The organism is Allobosea sp. Root381 (assembly GCF_001429395.1).
Taxonomy (GTDB): domain Bacteria; phylum Pseudomonadota; class Alphaproteobacteria; order Rhizobiales; family Beijerinckiaceae; genus Allobosea.
In genome coordinates this window covers 1-14,960 of the sequence record NZ_LMJT01000019.1, presented here as the reverse complement: position 1 = coordinate 14,960, position 14,960 = coordinate 1, and the positions used below count along the sequence as shown (strand labels likewise).

General features: G+C 64.9%; 13 protein-coding genes. 2 read left to right on the top strand and 11 right to left on the bottom strand.

Going from position 1 to position 14,960, the window contains the following annotated elements; translation table 11 throughout:
- The 11 genes from ASE63_RS16010 to kdpA all read right to left on the bottom strand — a co-directional run bounded on the left by ASE63_RS16010 (nucleotide 1) and on the right by kdpA (nucleotide 12,073).
- Complete coding sequence (locus ASE63_RS16010) at nucleotides 1-453, bottom strand: DUF4381 domain-containing protein (protein WP_082610004.1); 453 nt, start codon at nucleotides 451-453, stop codon at nucleotides 1-3.
- The gene (locus tag ASE63_RS16005; RefSeq protein WP_244491422.1) at nucleotides 450-1,472 is read right to left on the bottom strand and encodes a DUF58 domain-containing protein; all 1,023 of its coding nucleotides are present in this window, start codon (nucleotides 1,470-1,472) and stop codon (nucleotides 450-452) included. The genes ASE63_RS16010 and ASE63_RS16005 overlap by 4 nt, the downstream gene beginning before the upstream one ends.
- A gap of 24 nt (nucleotides 1,473-1,496) precedes the next feature.
- Entirely contained in the window at nucleotides 1,497-2,474 is a 978-nt protein-coding gene (locus tag ASE63_RS16000) for a MoxR family ATPase (protein WP_056803242.1), read from the bottom strand.
- A 202-nt stretch (nucleotides 2,475-2,676) separates the two neighbouring features.
- Nucleotides 2,677-3,468, bottom strand: a complete 792-nt coding sequence (locus tag ASE63_RS15995) for a DUF4118 domain-containing protein (protein WP_082610003.1) — start codon at nucleotides 3,466-3,468, stop codon at nucleotides 2,677-2,679.
- Between the two features lie 35 nt (nucleotides 3,469-3,503).
- A complete protein-coding gene (locus ASE63_RS15990; protein WP_056803128.1) occupies nucleotides 3,504-3,956 on the bottom strand; it encodes a PTS sugar transporter subunit IIA in 453 nt (150 codons plus the stop codon).
- A 31-nt stretch (nucleotides 3,957-3,987) separates the two neighbouring features.
- Nucleotides 3,988-4,704 carry a response regulator transcription factor gene (locus ASE63_RS15985; protein ID WP_056803125.1) on the bottom strand — a complete coding sequence of 239 codons (717 nt, stop codon included), beginning with the start codon at nucleotides 4,702-4,704 and terminating at the stop codon, nucleotides 3,988-3,990.
- Nucleotide 4,705: 1 nt separating this feature from the next.
- Entirely contained in the window at nucleotides 4,706-7,396 is a 2,691-nt protein-coding gene (locus tag ASE63_RS15980; protein ID WP_056803121.1) for a sensor histidine kinase KdpD, read from the bottom strand.
- Nucleotides 7,397-7,472: 76 nt separating this feature from the next.
- On the bottom strand, nucleotides 7,473-8,036 hold the full coding sequence (gene kdpC / locus ASE63_RS15975) for a potassium-transporting ATPase subunit KdpC (RefSeq protein WP_056803118.1): 564 nt from the start codon (nucleotides 8,034-8,036) through the stop codon (nucleotides 7,473-7,475).
- 11 nt (nucleotides 8,037-8,047) lie between these two features.
- Nucleotides 8,048-10,120, bottom strand: coding sequence for a potassium-transporting ATPase subunit KdpB (gene kdpB / locus ASE63_RS15970; protein ID WP_056803114.1), 2,073 nt, complete (start codon nucleotides 10,118-10,120; stop codon nucleotides 8,048-8,050).
- A 43-nt stretch (nucleotides 10,121-10,163) separates the two neighbouring features.
- Complete coding sequence (locus ASE63_RS15965; protein WP_056803111.1) at nucleotides 10,164-10,370, bottom strand: hypothetical protein; 207 nt, start codon at nucleotides 10,368-10,370, stop codon at nucleotides 10,164-10,166.
- Nucleotides 10,370-12,073, bottom strand: a complete 1,704-nt coding sequence (kdpA, locus tag ASE63_RS15960) for a potassium-transporting ATPase subunit KdpA (RefSeq protein ID WP_056803108.1) — start codon at nucleotides 12,071-12,073, stop codon at nucleotides 10,370-10,372. The genes ASE63_RS15965 and kdpA overlap by 1 nt, the downstream gene beginning before the upstream one ends.
- A gap of 1,157 nt (nucleotides 12,074-13,230) precedes the next feature.
- Here kdpA and ASE63_RS15955 point away from each other — a divergent pair.
- Together ASE63_RS15955 and ASE63_RS15950 are read left to right on the top strand one after the other, a co-directional pair.
- The gene (locus ASE63_RS15955) at nucleotides 13,231-13,590 is read left to right on the top strand and encodes a hypothetical protein (RefSeq protein ID WP_056803105.1); all 360 of its coding nucleotides are present in this window, start codon (nucleotides 13,231-13,233) and stop codon (nucleotides 13,588-13,590) included.
- Between the two features lie 58 nt (nucleotides 13,591-13,648).
- Nucleotides 13,649-14,857, top strand: coding sequence for an ABC transporter transmembrane domain-containing protein (locus tag ASE63_RS15950; protein ID WP_056803102.1), 1,209 nt, complete (start codon nucleotides 13,649-13,651; stop codon nucleotides 14,855-14,857).
- Nucleotides 14,858-14,960 lie beyond the last annotated feature (103 nt).

Below are 14,960 nucleotides of genomic sequence, written 5' to 3'. Positions count from 1 at the left end.
TTACGTCTCCCGGGAGACGCGGCCGCGTTGATCGCGGAGCCAGCCGTGCGCCTGCGCTGCGGCCCTGTCGTTGGCGTGTGGACCAGGGCCATTCAACCGGGCCACCAGATCGTCCACGGGGCAAGACGTGGTTCCGATGAGGAAGTCACCCCAGGATTTTCCCGTCAGGGATGCGACGTGCGCCCGTCCGAACGCGACCAATGCGGCCCGCTTGAGGATCTCGGAGACACCCTCGATCGATGGCGCCGGCCCCAGTCGATCGAGTTCGGCGTGCGCCTCGCGCAGATACGCGTCCGCCTGGTAGCGTCGGGCGGCCTGCCATGCGGCCACGAGCAGCATCGCCAGCAGCGTTCCGCCAACGATCCAAACGCCGGGTGCCGGTGGCCAGAAAGAAACGGGAGGCGGCAAGGCGAGGTCGGCCAGGTTTGCGAGGTCGCCGGGATCGGAACTCATGAACGCCTCCCGCTCGCGAGCCGCTGCGCCTGCCGCCGGCCGATCAACTCGCGGTACTGGTCGGCGACGTCACGGTCGGTGGAGATCGGAAGGACGGGGATCGCGCGCTTACGCGACAGCCCGGCCAGTCGCTCCCGCCATTGTCGCCGTTCCTCGCCGAAGTGCAGGCGAAAATCCGGGGCGGAAGCATCGACCTCGATCTCGGCCACGCCCGAGCTGAACGTGGCGCGGCCGATATCGGGAAGATCCTGTTCGAGTGGGTCGTGGATGAAGATCGCGAGGACGTCGTTATGGGCCGAGAGCTTCGTGATGAGCCGCTGCGTCTCGTCGTCCTCGCCCGCGGCGTCCGAAATCAGGCAGACCAGACCGTCATGGGCGACCATTCGGCAGGCGGCGGCCAGCGCCTCGTTGAGGCGCTCGTCTCCGGAAGAGGTCGGAGGCGCCGCCAGCGCCGCATTCGCCTTGGCGATCTCGCTCAGGACGCGGACCACGCCCTTGTCGCGCGCCTGCGCTTTGATCGAGACGATGCCATCATCGGTGAAGACGACGGCCCCGACGCGGTCGCCCAGCGACGACACGCGCCAAGCGGCGAGCGCGGCGGCCTCGGCTGCCGCGACCGATTTCATCGCCCGGCGGCTGCCGAAGAACATCGTGCTGCGCTGGTCGATCAGAAGGATGACCGGGCGGTCGCGCTCCTCGGAGTAGACGCGGACATGCGGGCTGCCGAGCCGCGCTGTGGCGAGCCAGTCGATCGTGCGGGTGTCGTCGCCCTCGAAATAGTGCCGGAGTTCCTCGAAGTTCAGGCCGCGGCCGCGCAGCCGCGAGGCATGGCGCCCCGCCAGCAGGCTGTGCACGGGCTGGCGTGGCAGGAAGCTGAAACCGCTGGCGCGGTGCTCAAGGCGCAAGAGGTCTTCCAGCGTGACGAACGCCCGGGCGGTTTTGATGGGATGGTGACCATCGCTTACCAAGTTGTCGCGCATCAGTGGCATGTTGAGATGTTCGTATGCATGCTCAACCATCCTGATCTACTCGTCGAGCAGGCGCTAAACGGCAACGGCGACTTGTTTGACGACCTCGTCCAACACATCGTCCGCGTCGACCCCGTCGGCCCCGGCCTCGTAGCCAAGCGAGACACGATGCCTGAGGCAGTCATGGACGACGGCCTGGACGTCCTCGGGCGTGACGTAATCGCGTCCCTTCAGCCAGGCGTAGGTCCGCGAGCACCTGTCGAGAGCGAGCGAGCCGCGGGGACTGGCGCCGATGGCGATCCAATTCTTCAGCTTGTCGCCCAACGCGGCCGGGCGCCGCGTCGCCGCGATCAACGCGACCATGTAGTTCTCGACGACGTCCTTCGTCGTGACCCGGTCGATCTCAGCGCGCGCGTCGAAGATGACTTGCTGGGTGATCTTTGGAGGCGGCTCCTTACCGGAGCCGCTGGTAGCGCTCTCGGCGCGGACAAGCCGCATGACCTTCACCTCATCCGCATCGGACGGGTAGTCGATGCGCACATGCATCAGGAAGCGGTCCATCTGCGCTTCGGGAAGCGGATAGGTGCCTTCCTGTTCGATCGGATTCTGGGTAGCGAGCACCATGAAGAGCGGCGGCAGATCGTAGCGCTTGCCCGCCACGGTGACGTGGCGCTCCTCCATCGCCTCGAGCAGCGCCGATTGCACCTTGGGCGGCGCGCGGTTGATTTCGTCGGCGAGCACGAGGTTGCCGAACACCGGGCCCTTACGGAATTCGAACTGGCCGTCCTGTCGGAGGATCTCGCCGCCGGTTACGTCCGAGGGCAACAGGTCCGGCGTGAACTGGATGCGGCTGAACTCCGATTCGAGGTTCTGTGAGAGACTTTTGATCGCGCGTGTCTTGGCCAGACCCGGAAGCCCCTCGAGGAGGACGTTGCCATTGGCCAGCATCGCGATGACGATCCGCTCGACCACCCGCTTCTGGCCGATAATGTCCTGGTTGATGCGGGCCTCGAGATCGCGAATGGAATCGCGCGCGGTCGATCCGGCATCCATCATCCAAACGCCCTTATTGCAATCCGTGAACTCAGCAGATGATGCAAAGGCTGTCATCTCGGTAACTGTTACGGCCGCTCGCGCCGTGCGCGTAAGGACAGACAGCTTCGATCTCGTTTCCGACGTCTGCCCATTTCAATGCCGCTCATTGGGCGCGCTTTGACGACGTCGAAAGCGCAGGTGGCAGTCGCAATCATGACGCTCACACACCTTGTCTCATCTGCAAACACAGCAGCCGGACGATGATTTCCACGTATTGCGAAGGCTGCTCCGGATAGTCATCCGCATCGAATGCGAGACCGATCGCTAGCGACGGCGTGACTGGCCAGAAACTGAATTGGGAGCTTTGGTGCGGGTAGATGCCGGCGCGCGTCGGAAGGCCATGCTCAAGGCAAAGCCGGGCCGAGTTCAGATCTTGTTCGCTCGTCGCCAGAGCGCTGTTCTTGCAAATTTCCTGAATCGCCCCGTCTTTCAATGCCAGCACCGTAACAGGCGCCTCAAAGATCTCCGCGAGTGCGTCCGTCGCCAGTTGCTGGTGGCTCCGATCACCGGCGGGGGATTGGAGAGCCTTGGCAAAGCGCTGTAATGCCCGCAACTGTTGTTCTTTCTTCCGCAGGGCTGACCGTTGTCGGCCAGCCGTCGAGGCGACTCCACTGGCGATCACGCCCACGACGAGCAAAAGGCCTATCGCCCAAATATTGGCGGCATCGTCGACGCGGAACGAGAGGCGTGGCTCTACGAAGAAAAAATTGTAGGCGAGCGCTCCGGTCACGGCGGCGATGAGCGATGGCCCCAGGCCGAAGAAGATCGCCGAGAGCAGGACCGGAATGACAAAGACCAGGGAGAGGTTCGGCATCGTCGCGGCACTCTCCAGCGCGAACGCGATAACGACCGCGAACGCAGTCATGGCCAGCGCGGCCAGATAGGCAAGCGCCGCTGGCGAACCGGCAGTATCGATAGCGTCCTCGCCATGATCTGATCGTAAGATCCGCATGATTCACCTCCCTCGAGTCGAGACAGTGCTTCGCGCTAGTCGCTGATGCCACGCAGAACGTCGTGTATCTGCTTGGCCGTTGCTGCCGCGCGGATCTTCGCGAGAGCGTCGGGCGCTCGTAGCAGCCGGGCGACCCGCGACAGCAATGTCAGGTGCGGCGCAGCGCTATCGGCAGGCGTCAATACGAGGCAGACAATGTCGACGGCCGCCCCGTCGATGGAGTCAAACTCAATCGGCTGTCTGAGCCTCAGTATGAGCGCAAAAGGCCGCTGCAGCGCAACGAGCGAGGCATGAGGGAGAGCGATGCCGGCGCCTATCCCGGTCGATCCTAGCTGCTCGCGACTCTCCAGTGCGAGCAGAACCGCCCTTTCATCGACGCCTGTTGCGGTCGCTGCCTTACGAGCCAGAGTTTCCAGGAGACGGGGTTTCGAGCGAACATCGACATTGAGCTCCACATGTTCGGGAGCGACGCAATCACAGATATTCATAACCTGACCTTCGAGCGTAATTCTCGCCGGATCATGCCGGCGCCGTGACCTGGTCGATGTCAGCCTCGCGCAGCCGGTATCCGACGCCGGTTTCCGTCGTGATGTATTTCGGATCGTCGGGGCTGACCTCGATCTTCTGGCGAAGCTGGCGCACATAGACCCGCAGGTACTGGACGTCCGTCGCCTCGCCCCAGACATGATGCAGGAGGTGCTGGTGGGTGATCACCTTGCCGGCGTGCTGCACCAGGATTCGGAGGATATCGTACTCCTTCGGAGAGAGCTTCACGTCCTTGCCGCCGAGCTTGACGATCCGCCGGACCAGATCGACCGAGAGCTCGCCGGTCTGGAAGATCGCGCGCTCGCCCTGCTGCTGCAGCTTGTGTCGGAGAGCCACGCGAATGCGGGCGACGAGTTCCTTCACGCCGAAGGGCTTGGTGATGTAGTCGTCGGCGCCCAGCTCCAGCGCCGTGACGATACCGCCCTCGTCGGTTCGGCTGGACAGGATGATGATCGGCAGTTCGATCAGGTCTGCTCGCCATTTCGCCAGGAGCTCGTGGCCCTGTATGTCCGGTAGCCCGAGATCCAGCAGGATGGCGTCCGGTCGCTCGTTCTTGACGAGTTGCATCGCCTGCTTCGCGTTCTCGGCTTCGATGATCTCATAGCCCTGCGATGCCAGGCTCACGCGGACCAGCCTGCGAATTGCGGGCTCGTCGTCGACGATCAAAATCGTCACATTGGTCGTGGTCATCTCACCCTTCCGTCTGATCCCTGGGGACGGGCATCCTGATCGTGAAAACCGCTCCGGTCCGGTCAGGCCGATTGCCGGCTGCAATGGTGCCGCCCATGGCCTCGATGAAGCCTCTGCAGATCGATAGGCCTAGCCCGGTGCCGGCGCGCACCATGTCGGTCTTGGTGACCCTGTGAAAGCTGTCGAAAACGCGCTCCAGACTAGCTTCGGGGATACCGGGGCCCTCATCGAGAACGCGAAGCTCCACGCTGCCGGTGTCGCGTCTTGCCTCGATCCGGATCAATGACGCCGGTGGGGCATATTTGGCGGCGTTGTCGAGCAGGTTGAAGAGGACTTGCTCAAACAGGACATGGTCCAGCATGATCATCGGAAGATCTGCCGGGGCCGCAACCTCAACACGATGTCGCCCGAGGATTTTCGTCGCGCGGCGCAGGGCCGTGCTCACCACGTCGCCGAGGAAATGCATCGAGCTGTTGGGCTCGATCGCGCCGGACTCGATCTTCGTCATGTCGAGCAGGTTGGCGATGAAGCGGTTGAGGCGTTCAGATTCATCGACGATCGTCGCGAGCAGCTCCGCACGGTCGCTTGCCGGAAAGCTGCCGTCATAGTCGCGCAGGGCGCTGGCCGTTCCCAGGATCGCAGCGAGTGGCGTCTTGAGATCGTGAGAGATCGAGCGGAGCAGGGCCGAGCGCAGCTTGTCCGCCTCGACGGCGAGACGCGCCTTCTCGACATCCTCGACGAGCTGGACGCGCTCGATCGCGATCGCGGCCTGGTCGGCCAGCGCGTCCAGCAGCCTCTGGTGCTCGGGCGACAGCAGAGGTCCCTGACGATCGTCATCGAGGCCGATCACGCCGACGGCGGCGCGGCTGGTCCGCAACGGCAGATAAAGCCGCTTCGCTCCCGGCAGCGTATCGGCGCCGCGCCCCGCGGGCCGGTCGTGCTCCCAGGCCCAGCGGGCGGCCGCGATGTCCGCATCGACGAGCGTGTCGTCAGGGGGGTAGCCGGCGCGAACGGCAAGGGTCGGGCCCTCCGGCAGCAGGATGACGACCCGCACCTTCAGCATCGACGCGATCTGATAGGCGGTTGCCCACAGCACCTCGTCGAGCGTTGCTGTACCGGCGAGCTTCTTCGAGAAGAGATAGAGATCCTCGGTGGTGCGGGCTCGTTCACGCGCAGCGGCAGCCTGGCGATGGACGCGGGCGGTGAGGTTGCTGGCGATGATGGCCACGCCGAGGAAGAACACGAAGGCGACGACGCTCTCCGACGCTGCGATGTCGAGGGTGTAGAGCGGCGGCAGGAAGAAGAAGTTGTAGGCGGTGGCACCGAGCAGCGACGCGAACAGGGCGGGCCAGATGCCCCCGCCGACGGCCGCCGCCAGAACGCCCATGAGAAAGACGAGCGCAATGTTCTGCACGTCCAGCACACGGGAGATCAGGGTGGCCACCAGCCCGGCAACGCCGATATAGCCGGTCGCGAACAGATAGGGGCGCAGGCTGAAGACCGTTCCGCGGGCGGCCTCGACACCGCGAGGCGGCGGCTTGTCACCCTCCCGACCGGAGATGATGTGAACGCTGATGTCGCCCGCGGCCCGGATCAGGTCGTGCGAGACCGAGCCTTGAAGGATCTCGCGCCAGCGCGGCTTCACCGGCTTGCCGACGACGATATGGGTGTAGTTGTTGGCGGTCGCGTATCGCAGGATCTCGCGGGCGACGTCCTGCCCCGGCAGGATCACGGCGTCGCCACCGAGCTGTTCCGTCAGGCGCAATGTGGCGGCCACCTGGTCCTTGTCGGCGTCCGATCGACCGGTGGCACGCGGCGTCTCGATGTGGAGAGCAGCCCAGGGCGTACGCAGCCGATCGGCCTGCCGTCTCGCATATCGTACGAGCGAGGCCCCGCGGGACTGCTCGTCGATGCAGACAAGAATCCGCTCCCCGGCGGCCCAGGGCCCGGGGATGGCATGCGACTGCATATGGTTGAGCAGTTGATCGTCGACGCGCTGCGCGGTGCGACGCAAGGCGAGTTCGCGCAGCGCGGTCAGGTTGCCGGGCGAAAAATAGTTCTGGACTGCCCGCTTGGCGGTCTTCTGGACATAGACCTTGCCCTCTTCGAGTCGCTTGATCAGGTCGCCGGGCGTGAGGTCGATGATCTCGATGTCGTCGGCGCGGTCGATGATCGAGTCCGGCACGGTCTCGCGCACACGGATGCGGGTGATCTGTGCGACGACGTCGTTCAGGCTCTCGACATGCTGGATGTTGAGCGTCGTGTAGACGTCGATCCCCCGATCGAGAATCTCCTGGACATCGAGATAGCGCTTGGGATGGCGGCTTCCGGGAGCGTTGGTATGGGCCAGTTCGTCGACGAGGACGAGTGCCGGCCTGCGGGCGAGGACGGCGTCGATGTCCATCTCGTCCAGCTCATGGCCCTTGTAAGGCACCGTGAGGCGCGGGAGGATTTCGAGGCCGTCCAGCAGAGCTTTCGTTTCCTGTCGCCCATGCGTCTCAACGACCCCGATCACCACGTCGATGCCCTCGGCCCTGCGGGCCCGCGCCGACATCAGCATTTCATAGGTCTTGCCGACGCCCGGGGCGGCGCCGAGAAAGATCTTCAGGCGGCCGCTGCCTTCGCGCCGCGCCTCTTCCAGCAATGCATCCGGCGAGCGGCGGGTCTCGCGCGTGTTCTCAACATCGGTCATCGGCAGAGCCTAAGACGAGTTTGCGCAGATGTCGTACAAGACGCCGGCTCCCGGAGGTGAGGGCCGGCGCTCCTTGTCAGCGCGCCGCGTCCAGCGCCAGATTCAGCGCGAGGACATTGACGACCGGCTCGCCCAGAATCCCGAGCTGTCGAGGCTGGACGTGGCTATCCACCAGCGAAAGCAGGGTCGCCTCGTCGACGCCACGCGCCTTGGCGATGCGCGGCACCTGGAAGCGGGCGGCTTCCGGAGAGATATGCGGGTCGAGCCCGCTGCCCGAGGTCGTGACCAGATCCATCGGAATGGCCGCGCCCGGGTTCTCGGCTTTGAATTTTTCGACATCGCCCTTGATCCGTTCGATCAGCCTGGCGCTGGTCGGAGCCAGATTCGAGCCGCTCGAACTCGCCGCATTGTAGCCGTCGCCGGCCGCCGAGGGGCGCGGGTGGAAGTAGCGCTCGTCCGTGAACGCCTGCCCGATCAGTTCGGACCCGACCACCCGACCGTCGCGCTCGATCAGGCTGCCATTGGCCTGGTGCGGAAAAATCGCCTGGGCGAGGCCGGTCATGCCGAGCGGATAGGCGAGGCCGGTGATGATGGTGAGGGCGATCAGCATGATGATCGCGGGTTTGATTTGCTTCAGCATGGGGAGGGTCCTTAAGCGAGGCCGAGCGCGGTGACGGCCATGTCGATGGCCTTGATGCCGATGAAGGGCACGACGAGCCCGCCGAGCCCGTAGATCAGCAGGTTGCGGGAGAGCAGCGCGCCGGCACCGACTGCGCGGTATTTCACCCCTCTCAGCGACAACGGGATCAGCGCGACGATGATCAGCGCGTTGAAAATGATCGCCGAGAGGATGGCGCTCTGCGGCGTTGCCAGCCCCATCACGTTGAGCGCGCCGAGTTGCGGGTAGAAGGCGAGGAACATCGCCGGGATGATGGCGAAATACTTTGCGACGTCGTTGGCGATGGAGAAGGTTGTCAGCGCGCCGCGCGTCATCAGCAACTGCTTGCCGATCTCCACGATCTCGATGAGCTTGGTCGGGTCGCTGTCCAGGTCGACCATGTTGCCGGCCTCTCGTGCTGCCACAGTGCCGGTGTTCATGGCAACGCCGACATCGGCCTGGGCAAGGGCAGGGGCGTCGTTGGTGCCGTCGCCGCACATGGCGACCAGCTTGCCCTTGACCTGCTCCTCGCGGATCAGGGCGAGCTTGTTTTCCGGCGTCGCCTGGGCGAGGAAATCGTCGACGCCGGCCTCGGCCGCGATGGCCGCAGCCGTCATCGGGTTGTCCCCGGTGATCATCACCGTGCGGATGCCCATGCGGCGCAATTCGGCGAAGCGCTCGCGGATGCCGCCCTTGACGATGTCCTTCAGGTAGACGACGCCGAGCACGCGTCCGTCCTTCGCCACCGCCAGAGGCGTGCCGCCGGCCTTGGCGATCTCGTCGGCAATCGCCTGGGTCTCGCGGATGGTGGAGCCGCTGGGACGGTCGGCGTCGGTCGCGACGCTGCCGAGATCGACGTATTTGAGCACGGCCTCGACGGCGCCTTTGCGGATGCTGGAGCCGTCGACGTCGACGCCGGACATGCGGCTCTGCGCGGTGAAGGGTACGAAGCTGGCGTGCAGGCCTTCCATCTCGCGGGCGCGGATACCGTACTTCTCCTTGGCGAGAACGACGATCGAGCGGCCTTCCGGCGTCTCGTCGGCGAGCGAGGCAAGCTGGGCGGCGTCGGCCAGCTCGTTCTCGGTCACGCCCTTGACTGGGCGGAACTCCGCTGCCTGGCGGTTGCCGAGCGTGATCGTGCCGGTCTTGTCGAGCAGAAGCGTGTCGACATCGCCGGCAGCCTCGACCGCGCGGCCCGACATGGCGAGCACGTTGAAGCGCACCAGCCGATCCATGCCGGCGATACCGATGGCCGAGAGCAGGGCGCCGATCGTGGTCGGGATCAGCGTCACGAAGAGCGCGACCAGCACGATCACGGAGATGTTTCCGCCGGCATAGGCCGCGAAGCTCGGGATCGTCACCACCGCGAAGGTGAAGATCAGGGTCATCCCGGCGAGCAGGATGTTGAGCGCGATCTCGTTGGGGGTCTTCTGGCGCTCGGCGCCCTCGACCAGCGAAATCATGCGGTCGATGAAGGTCGAGCCGGCTGCGGCCGTGATGCGGACCTTGATCCAGTCGGAGAGTACCTGCGTGCCGCCGGTGACGGCAGAGCGGTCGCCGCCCGACTCGCGGATCACGGGCGCGGACTCGCCGGTGATGGCGGCTTCGTTCACCGAAGCCACGCCCTCGATCACCTCGCCGTCCGAGGGGATGATGTCGCCGGGCTCGACAAGCACGAAATCGCCGACCTTGAGGCTGGTGCCGGGCACCGACCTGTATCCGGTGCCCTCACGCGTCGCGAGAAGCTTGGCCTGGGTCTCGGTGCGTGCCCGGCGCAGGGACCCGGCCTGCGCCTTGCCGCGCCCCTCCGCGACGGCTTCCGCGAAATTGGCGAAGAGCAGCGTGAACCAGAGCCAGAGCACGATCTGGAACGAGAAGCCGAGTTCCGCGCTGCCCGTGACGGCATCGCGGACCAGCAGGACGGTGGTCAGCGCCGCGACGACCGCGACAACGAACATGACCGGGTTCCTGGCGAGGCTGCGCGGATCGAGCTTGCGGAACGCGCCGCCGATCGCGGGAACGAGGATGCGGGCATCGAGGATGCTCGCCTTGTTCGAGGGGCTCATGGTGAGGGTCCACCTTCAGGGTCGTTCGCCGGCGGGTCTGGGTTCAGGACGCCGCAAGCAACGAAAACAGGGTTTCGATCAGGAATTGGACGGCCTTGGCGCCGAGCAGCAGCCCGAGCATGGTCAAAACCATGCCCAGGATGATGCTCGAGGCGCGCGGCGGCCCCTTCCCCCCGCGCCCGCCTAGCGGCCGCGAAAGCTGGATCCGGCGCATCTGCCGGGGCCGGCCGTTGATGGCGGCGGCCGGCATCAGAAGGTCTGGCCGGCGATCGTCGCCAGATGCTCGACGATCGGTCCGAGCGCCAGCGCCGGGAAGAACTCCAGGCCGCCCATGATCAGGACGACGCCGATCAGCAGGCCGATGAAGAGCGGCCCCGTGGTCGGGAAGGTGCCGGACGAGGTGGGCGTGGCCTTCTTCGCAACGAGCGAGCCGGCCATCGCCATGACCGGGATGATCATGAAGAAGCGGCCGATCAGGATCGCGAGACCCAGCGTGACGTTGTACCAGGGCGTGTTCGCCGAAAGGCCGCCGAAGGCCGAGCCATTGTTGGCCGTAGCCGAGACATAGGCGTAGAGCGCTTCCGAGAAGCCATGCGGTCCGGCATTGCCCATCGATGCGGTGCCGGTCTCGAGCACCACCGCGGCGGCGGTGAAGCCGAGCATGGCCAGCGGCAGGATCAGGAGGGCGAGCATCGCCATCTTGACCTCCTTCGCCTCGATCTTCTTGCCGAGATATTCCGGCGTGCGGCCGACCATCAGGCCGGCCACGAAGATCGAGATCACGACGAAGAGCAGCATGCCGTAGAGGCCGGCGCCGACGCCGCCGATCACGACCTCGCCGAGCATCATGTTGATCAGCGGGATCATGCCGCCCAGCGCCATGAAGCTGCCATGCATGGCGTTGACCGCGCCGCAGGAGGCCGCGGTGGTGATCACCGCGAACAGTGCCGACAGGGTGACGCCGAAGCGCGCCTCCTTGCCCTCCATGTTGCCGCCTTGCAGGCCCAGCGCATGGACCAGCGGGTTGCCGGCGGCCTCGGCCCAGTAGCAGACCGCGACGCCGGCGACGAACAGCACACCCATCGCGGTGAAGATCGCCCAGCCCTGGCGCTCATTACCGACCATGCGACCGAAGACATTGGTGAGCGCAGCTCCGATCGCGAAGATCGCGACCATGTGGATCAGGTTGGTCAGCGCCGTCGGATTCTCGAAGGGATGCGCCGCGTTGGCATTGAAGAAGCCGCCGCCATTGGTGCCGAGATGCTTGATCATCATCTGCGAGGCGACGGGGCCCTGCGCGATGGTCTGCTGCGCCCCTTCGAGCGTCGTCGCGACGGTGTAGGTGCTGAGATTCTGGGGTACGCCCTGCCAGACCAGAAACAGCGTGCCGACCACGCAGATCGGCAGCAGGATATAAAGGACCGAGCGCGTCAGATCGACCCAGAAATTGCCGAGCGTATGCGCCGATTTGCGTGCAAAGGCGCGGATCAGCGCGACCGCTATCGCCATGCCGCTGGCGGCGGAGACGAAGTTCTGCACCGCCAGCCCCACCATCTGGGTGAAGTAGGACATGGTGCTCTCGCCGCCATAGGACTGCCAGTTGGTGTTGCCGACGAAGCTCGCCGCCGTGTTGAAGGCGAGATCGGCCGGGATGTTGCCTAGCTCGGCCGGGTTCAGCGGCAACACGCCCTGCAGGCGCTGTATCGCATAGAGCAGGGCTACACCCGACAGGCTGAAGAACAGCAGCGCGGCGGTATAGGCCGTCCAGTGCTGCTCCTCGCTCTCACTGGTGCCGGCGATGCGGTAGAGTCCGCGTTCGATCGGCCTGAAAAGCGGCGCGAGCAGCGTCCGCTCACCGTTGAAGACGCGCGTCATGTAGCCGCCGAGCGGCTTCACCAGCGCAATGACGATTCCGCAGAAGAGAAGGATCTGTAGCCATCCGTTAAGCGTCATGGGAGGAACCTTCCAGGCACCCGGCCGACATGGTCAAAACCGCTCGGGGCGGACGAGCGCATAGGTGAGATAGGCAACAATGAGAAAGGAAGCGGCAGCGCCGAGGGCGTAATCGAAAAACATATCTCGCTCCATTACTTAGATCATAACCTGTCGCATGCCCGGGCATAGGCAAGTGAAACGGCAAAAAAGATCGCAGTTATTGCGGCAACCAGGATTTCCATCTTCGATCGTCCTCCTGCATACGTCAGGTCGACACCACGAATGGTGGGCTCGTGTGGACCTGGCGCAGTGCCGACACCCCGCGCCGTGGAATGGCTCGGGGTGTCGGCTGTTGAACTTCAGGGGGAATATGGCCCGGCCCCGCATAGGTTTTCGAGCGGGGCGCTTCACCAGGAGAATAGGAAAGCTATAGGAATTTCCGGCCGGCGCCGCCCGGTCCGGGCAAGTTCGCGCCGACGCGCGCTTGTCAGACCGCTAGTAGGTTCTTCAGGGCGCCGACCTCGTCTTCTGCGGCCGGATGCGGCAGCAAGGCGGCCAGGCGTCGCAGTATTGCGTCCGTTGCCGGCGCGAGTGGAAGCTGAGCGCGGGACTGCAGAACCCCAGCAGCGAAAAAGGCCCGCCTTGACGGGGATAGGGTTGCTCTCGGCGAACATCAATTCGTTCAGGGGAGCCAGACGTCGGGCCAGATCGCTGGCGTGCGCAACCCAAACCTAGCCAGCGATCCCCGATGACCACCTCAACTACTCCACGAGCAGGGACACGATCCGCGACGCCGCGGATATCCCGATGCTTCACACGTTTGGTCCGCACACGTTGCAGAGGTTCGATCTTCGCTCGGCCATGATGCCACTCCCCAGCAGCATTACGCTGACCGCACCCAACGAACTCGGAAGCGGCGCAGCCGTCATCTAACTGTGCCCGATGAATGTACCGCCGCTAGCAAAGGGTGCGATCTCGCTCGAGCGCAGTGCTACGGCCAATAGCCACGACCTCAAAACCGCGTTGCCTCAATCCCGCCACGACATTCCGAGGAATGACACGCGTCCCACAGGTTCTCCCCGGTTGGAGCTGCAATTCCGCGGCGCCCGGGGGTGTTTCATCCATGTCGACGGCGTTCGTCGTTGACGGTCTGAAACTTCCGAAAGGAAACCAAGATGGCACTTCTCGATGATCTTCTCGGCGGCGGTTCGAATGGTGGCTTGCTGAACGGCGTCCTGGGCGGCTCGAACAACGAGTCCTCGAATGTGGACGCGTCGTCGTCCAGCTCCGACACGGATATTGCCACGACTCCATCGCTGGGCCTGGGTCTGTCCGACGTGCTGCAGAGCTCGAGCTTCAACTCGGATGGTAGCGATGGCGACGTGAATGCGGAATCGTTCAGCGGCATCGGCGACCTTGGCCTCGGCATTTCCGCGCCGACCCTGATCGGCCTCAGCAATTCGGACGACAGCTTCTCGGGCTCGCAGTCTGAAAGCAACGGCGGCGGCGGTGGCCTCCTCGGCGGCCTGCTGTAAGGCCTGATGCGACGGGCGGAGCCGCAAGGCTCCGCCCGAGCGCGCTTGCCGCACCCCCATGACAGCTCGATCCAAAACGGCGCCCGAAAGCGACGAACTGCAGGACGCCCTGCGCGAGATGTGGCGGCCATTCGCGGTCGCTGGCGTGCTGAGCAGTGCCGTCAACCTGCTTTACCTCAGCTCGCCGCTGTATCTGATGCAGGTCTACAACCGGGTGCTCGTCAGCGAGAACGTGACGACGCTCGTGATGCTGACGCTGATCCTGATGATCGCGCTTGCGACAATGGGGGTCATCGACGCGGCCCGGTCGCAGCTGCTGATCCGCTGCGGTGTCCAGCTTGACGCGAAGCTATCCGGCCGGGTCTTTGATGCGCTCGTGCTGCGCTCAGCCAGGCAGGGCTATTCGAAGGGCGCGCAGCAGATGCGCGATCTCGATCAGTTCCGATCCTTCATCACGGGACCCGGCATCTATTTCGCCTTCGACCTGCCCTGGATCCCGCTCTACCTGATCCTGCTCTTCGTCATCCATCCCGCGCTCGGCACAGTGGCGACGCTGGGGGCGCTGTTTCTGCTCGGCCTGGCCGTGCTGAACGAGAGGATCACACGCAGCGCGCTGCGCCAATCGGAGGCGTCGGGCAATCGCGCCTATGTCTTTACCGAGAATATCCTGCGCCATTCCGACGTCGTCGTGGGAATGGGCATGCAGCCCGCTATCGAACGCAACTGGTTCGCCAGCCGCGACACGATGCTCGCCGAACAGGCCTCGGCCAGCGACCGTAACGCGGTGGTTTCGTCGGGCATCCGTTTCTCGCGGCTCCTGCTGCAATCTCTGATGCTGGGGGTCGGCGCATGGCTCGCGATCGACCATGCCATCATGCCGGCGACGATTTTTGCCGCCAGCATCGTGATGGGCCGCGCGCTCGTCCCCGTCGAGCAGGCAGTCGGAACCTGGCGCCAGTTCAACGAGGCCCGAGAGGGCTATCGCCGTGTCCGGGAGCTGCTCGCCGAAATTCCGGCGGCCAATGACCGGACGATCGTGCCCGTGGCCGACCACGCCATCGTCGTCAACGATCTCGGCTACGACCTCTCCGCCCGCAAGCGGCCAATCCTCACCGGCGTCGACTTCGAATTGCCGGCAGGACAGGCCGTCGGCGTGGTCGGGCCGAGCGGCTCGGGGAAAAGCACGCTGGCGCGGCTGCTGGTTGGCGCCATCGCCCCGAGTGCCGGTGCGATCAAGCTCGGCGGTATCGACTGGCCTGCCCCCTGAAAAGTGGCCCTCCCTGAAGTAGGCTTTTTGAGCCTTTGGAGGATGCCCGCGATGCCGCAGAAGAAGCACAAGCCTGAAGAGATCGTCGCGAAGCTGCGGCAGG

Coding starts and splice junctions, on each gene's coding strand:
- kdpB (WP_056803114.1), bottom strand. CDS start 10,120: ATGAGCCCCTCGAACAAGGCGAGCATCCTCGATGCCCGCATCCTCGTT.
- ASE63_RS15965 (WP_056803111.1), bottom strand. CDS start 10,370: ATGCCGGCCGCCGCCATCAACGGCCGGCCCCGGCAGATGCGCCGGATC.
- ASE63_RS15990 (WP_056803128.1), bottom strand. CDS start 3,956: ATGAATATCTGTGATTGCGTCGCTCCCGAACATGTGGAGCTCAATGTC.
- kdpC (WP_056803118.1), bottom strand. CDS start 8,036: ATGCTGAAGCAAATCAAACCCGCGATCATCATGCTGATCGCCCTCACC.
- kdpA (WP_056803108.1), bottom strand. CDS start 12,073: ATGACGCTTAACGGATGGCTACAGATCCTTCTCTTCTGCGGAATCGTC.
- ASE63_RS16005 (WP_244491422.1), bottom strand. CDS start 1,472: ATGGTTGAGCATGCATACGAACATCTCAACATGCCACTGATGCGCGAC.
- ASE63_RS15980 (WP_056803121.1), bottom strand. CDS start 7,396: ATGACCGATGTTGAGAACACGCGCGAGACCCGCCGCTCGCCGGATGCA.
- ASE63_RS16010 (WP_082610004.1), bottom strand. CDS start 453: ATGAGTTCCGATCCCGGCGACCTCGCAAACCTGGCCGACCTCGCCTTG.
- ASE63_RS15985 (WP_056803125.1), bottom strand. CDS start 4,704: ATGACCACGACCAATGTGACGATTTTGATCGTCGACGACGAGCCCGCA.
- ASE63_RS16000 (WP_056803242.1), bottom strand. CDS start 2,474: ATGGATGCCGGATCGACCGCGCGCGATTCCATTCGCGATCTCGAGGCC.
- ASE63_RS15950 (WP_056803102.1), top strand. CDS start 13,649: ATGACAGCTCGATCCAAAACGGCGCCCGAAAGCGACGAACTGCAGGAC.
- ASE63_RS15995 (WP_082610003.1), bottom strand. CDS start 3,468: ATGCGGATCTTACGATCAGATCATGGCGAGGACGCTATCGATACTGCC.
- ASE63_RS15955 (WP_056803105.1), top strand. CDS start 13,231: ATGGCACTTCTCGATGATCTTCTCGGCGGCGGTTCGAATGGTGGCTTG.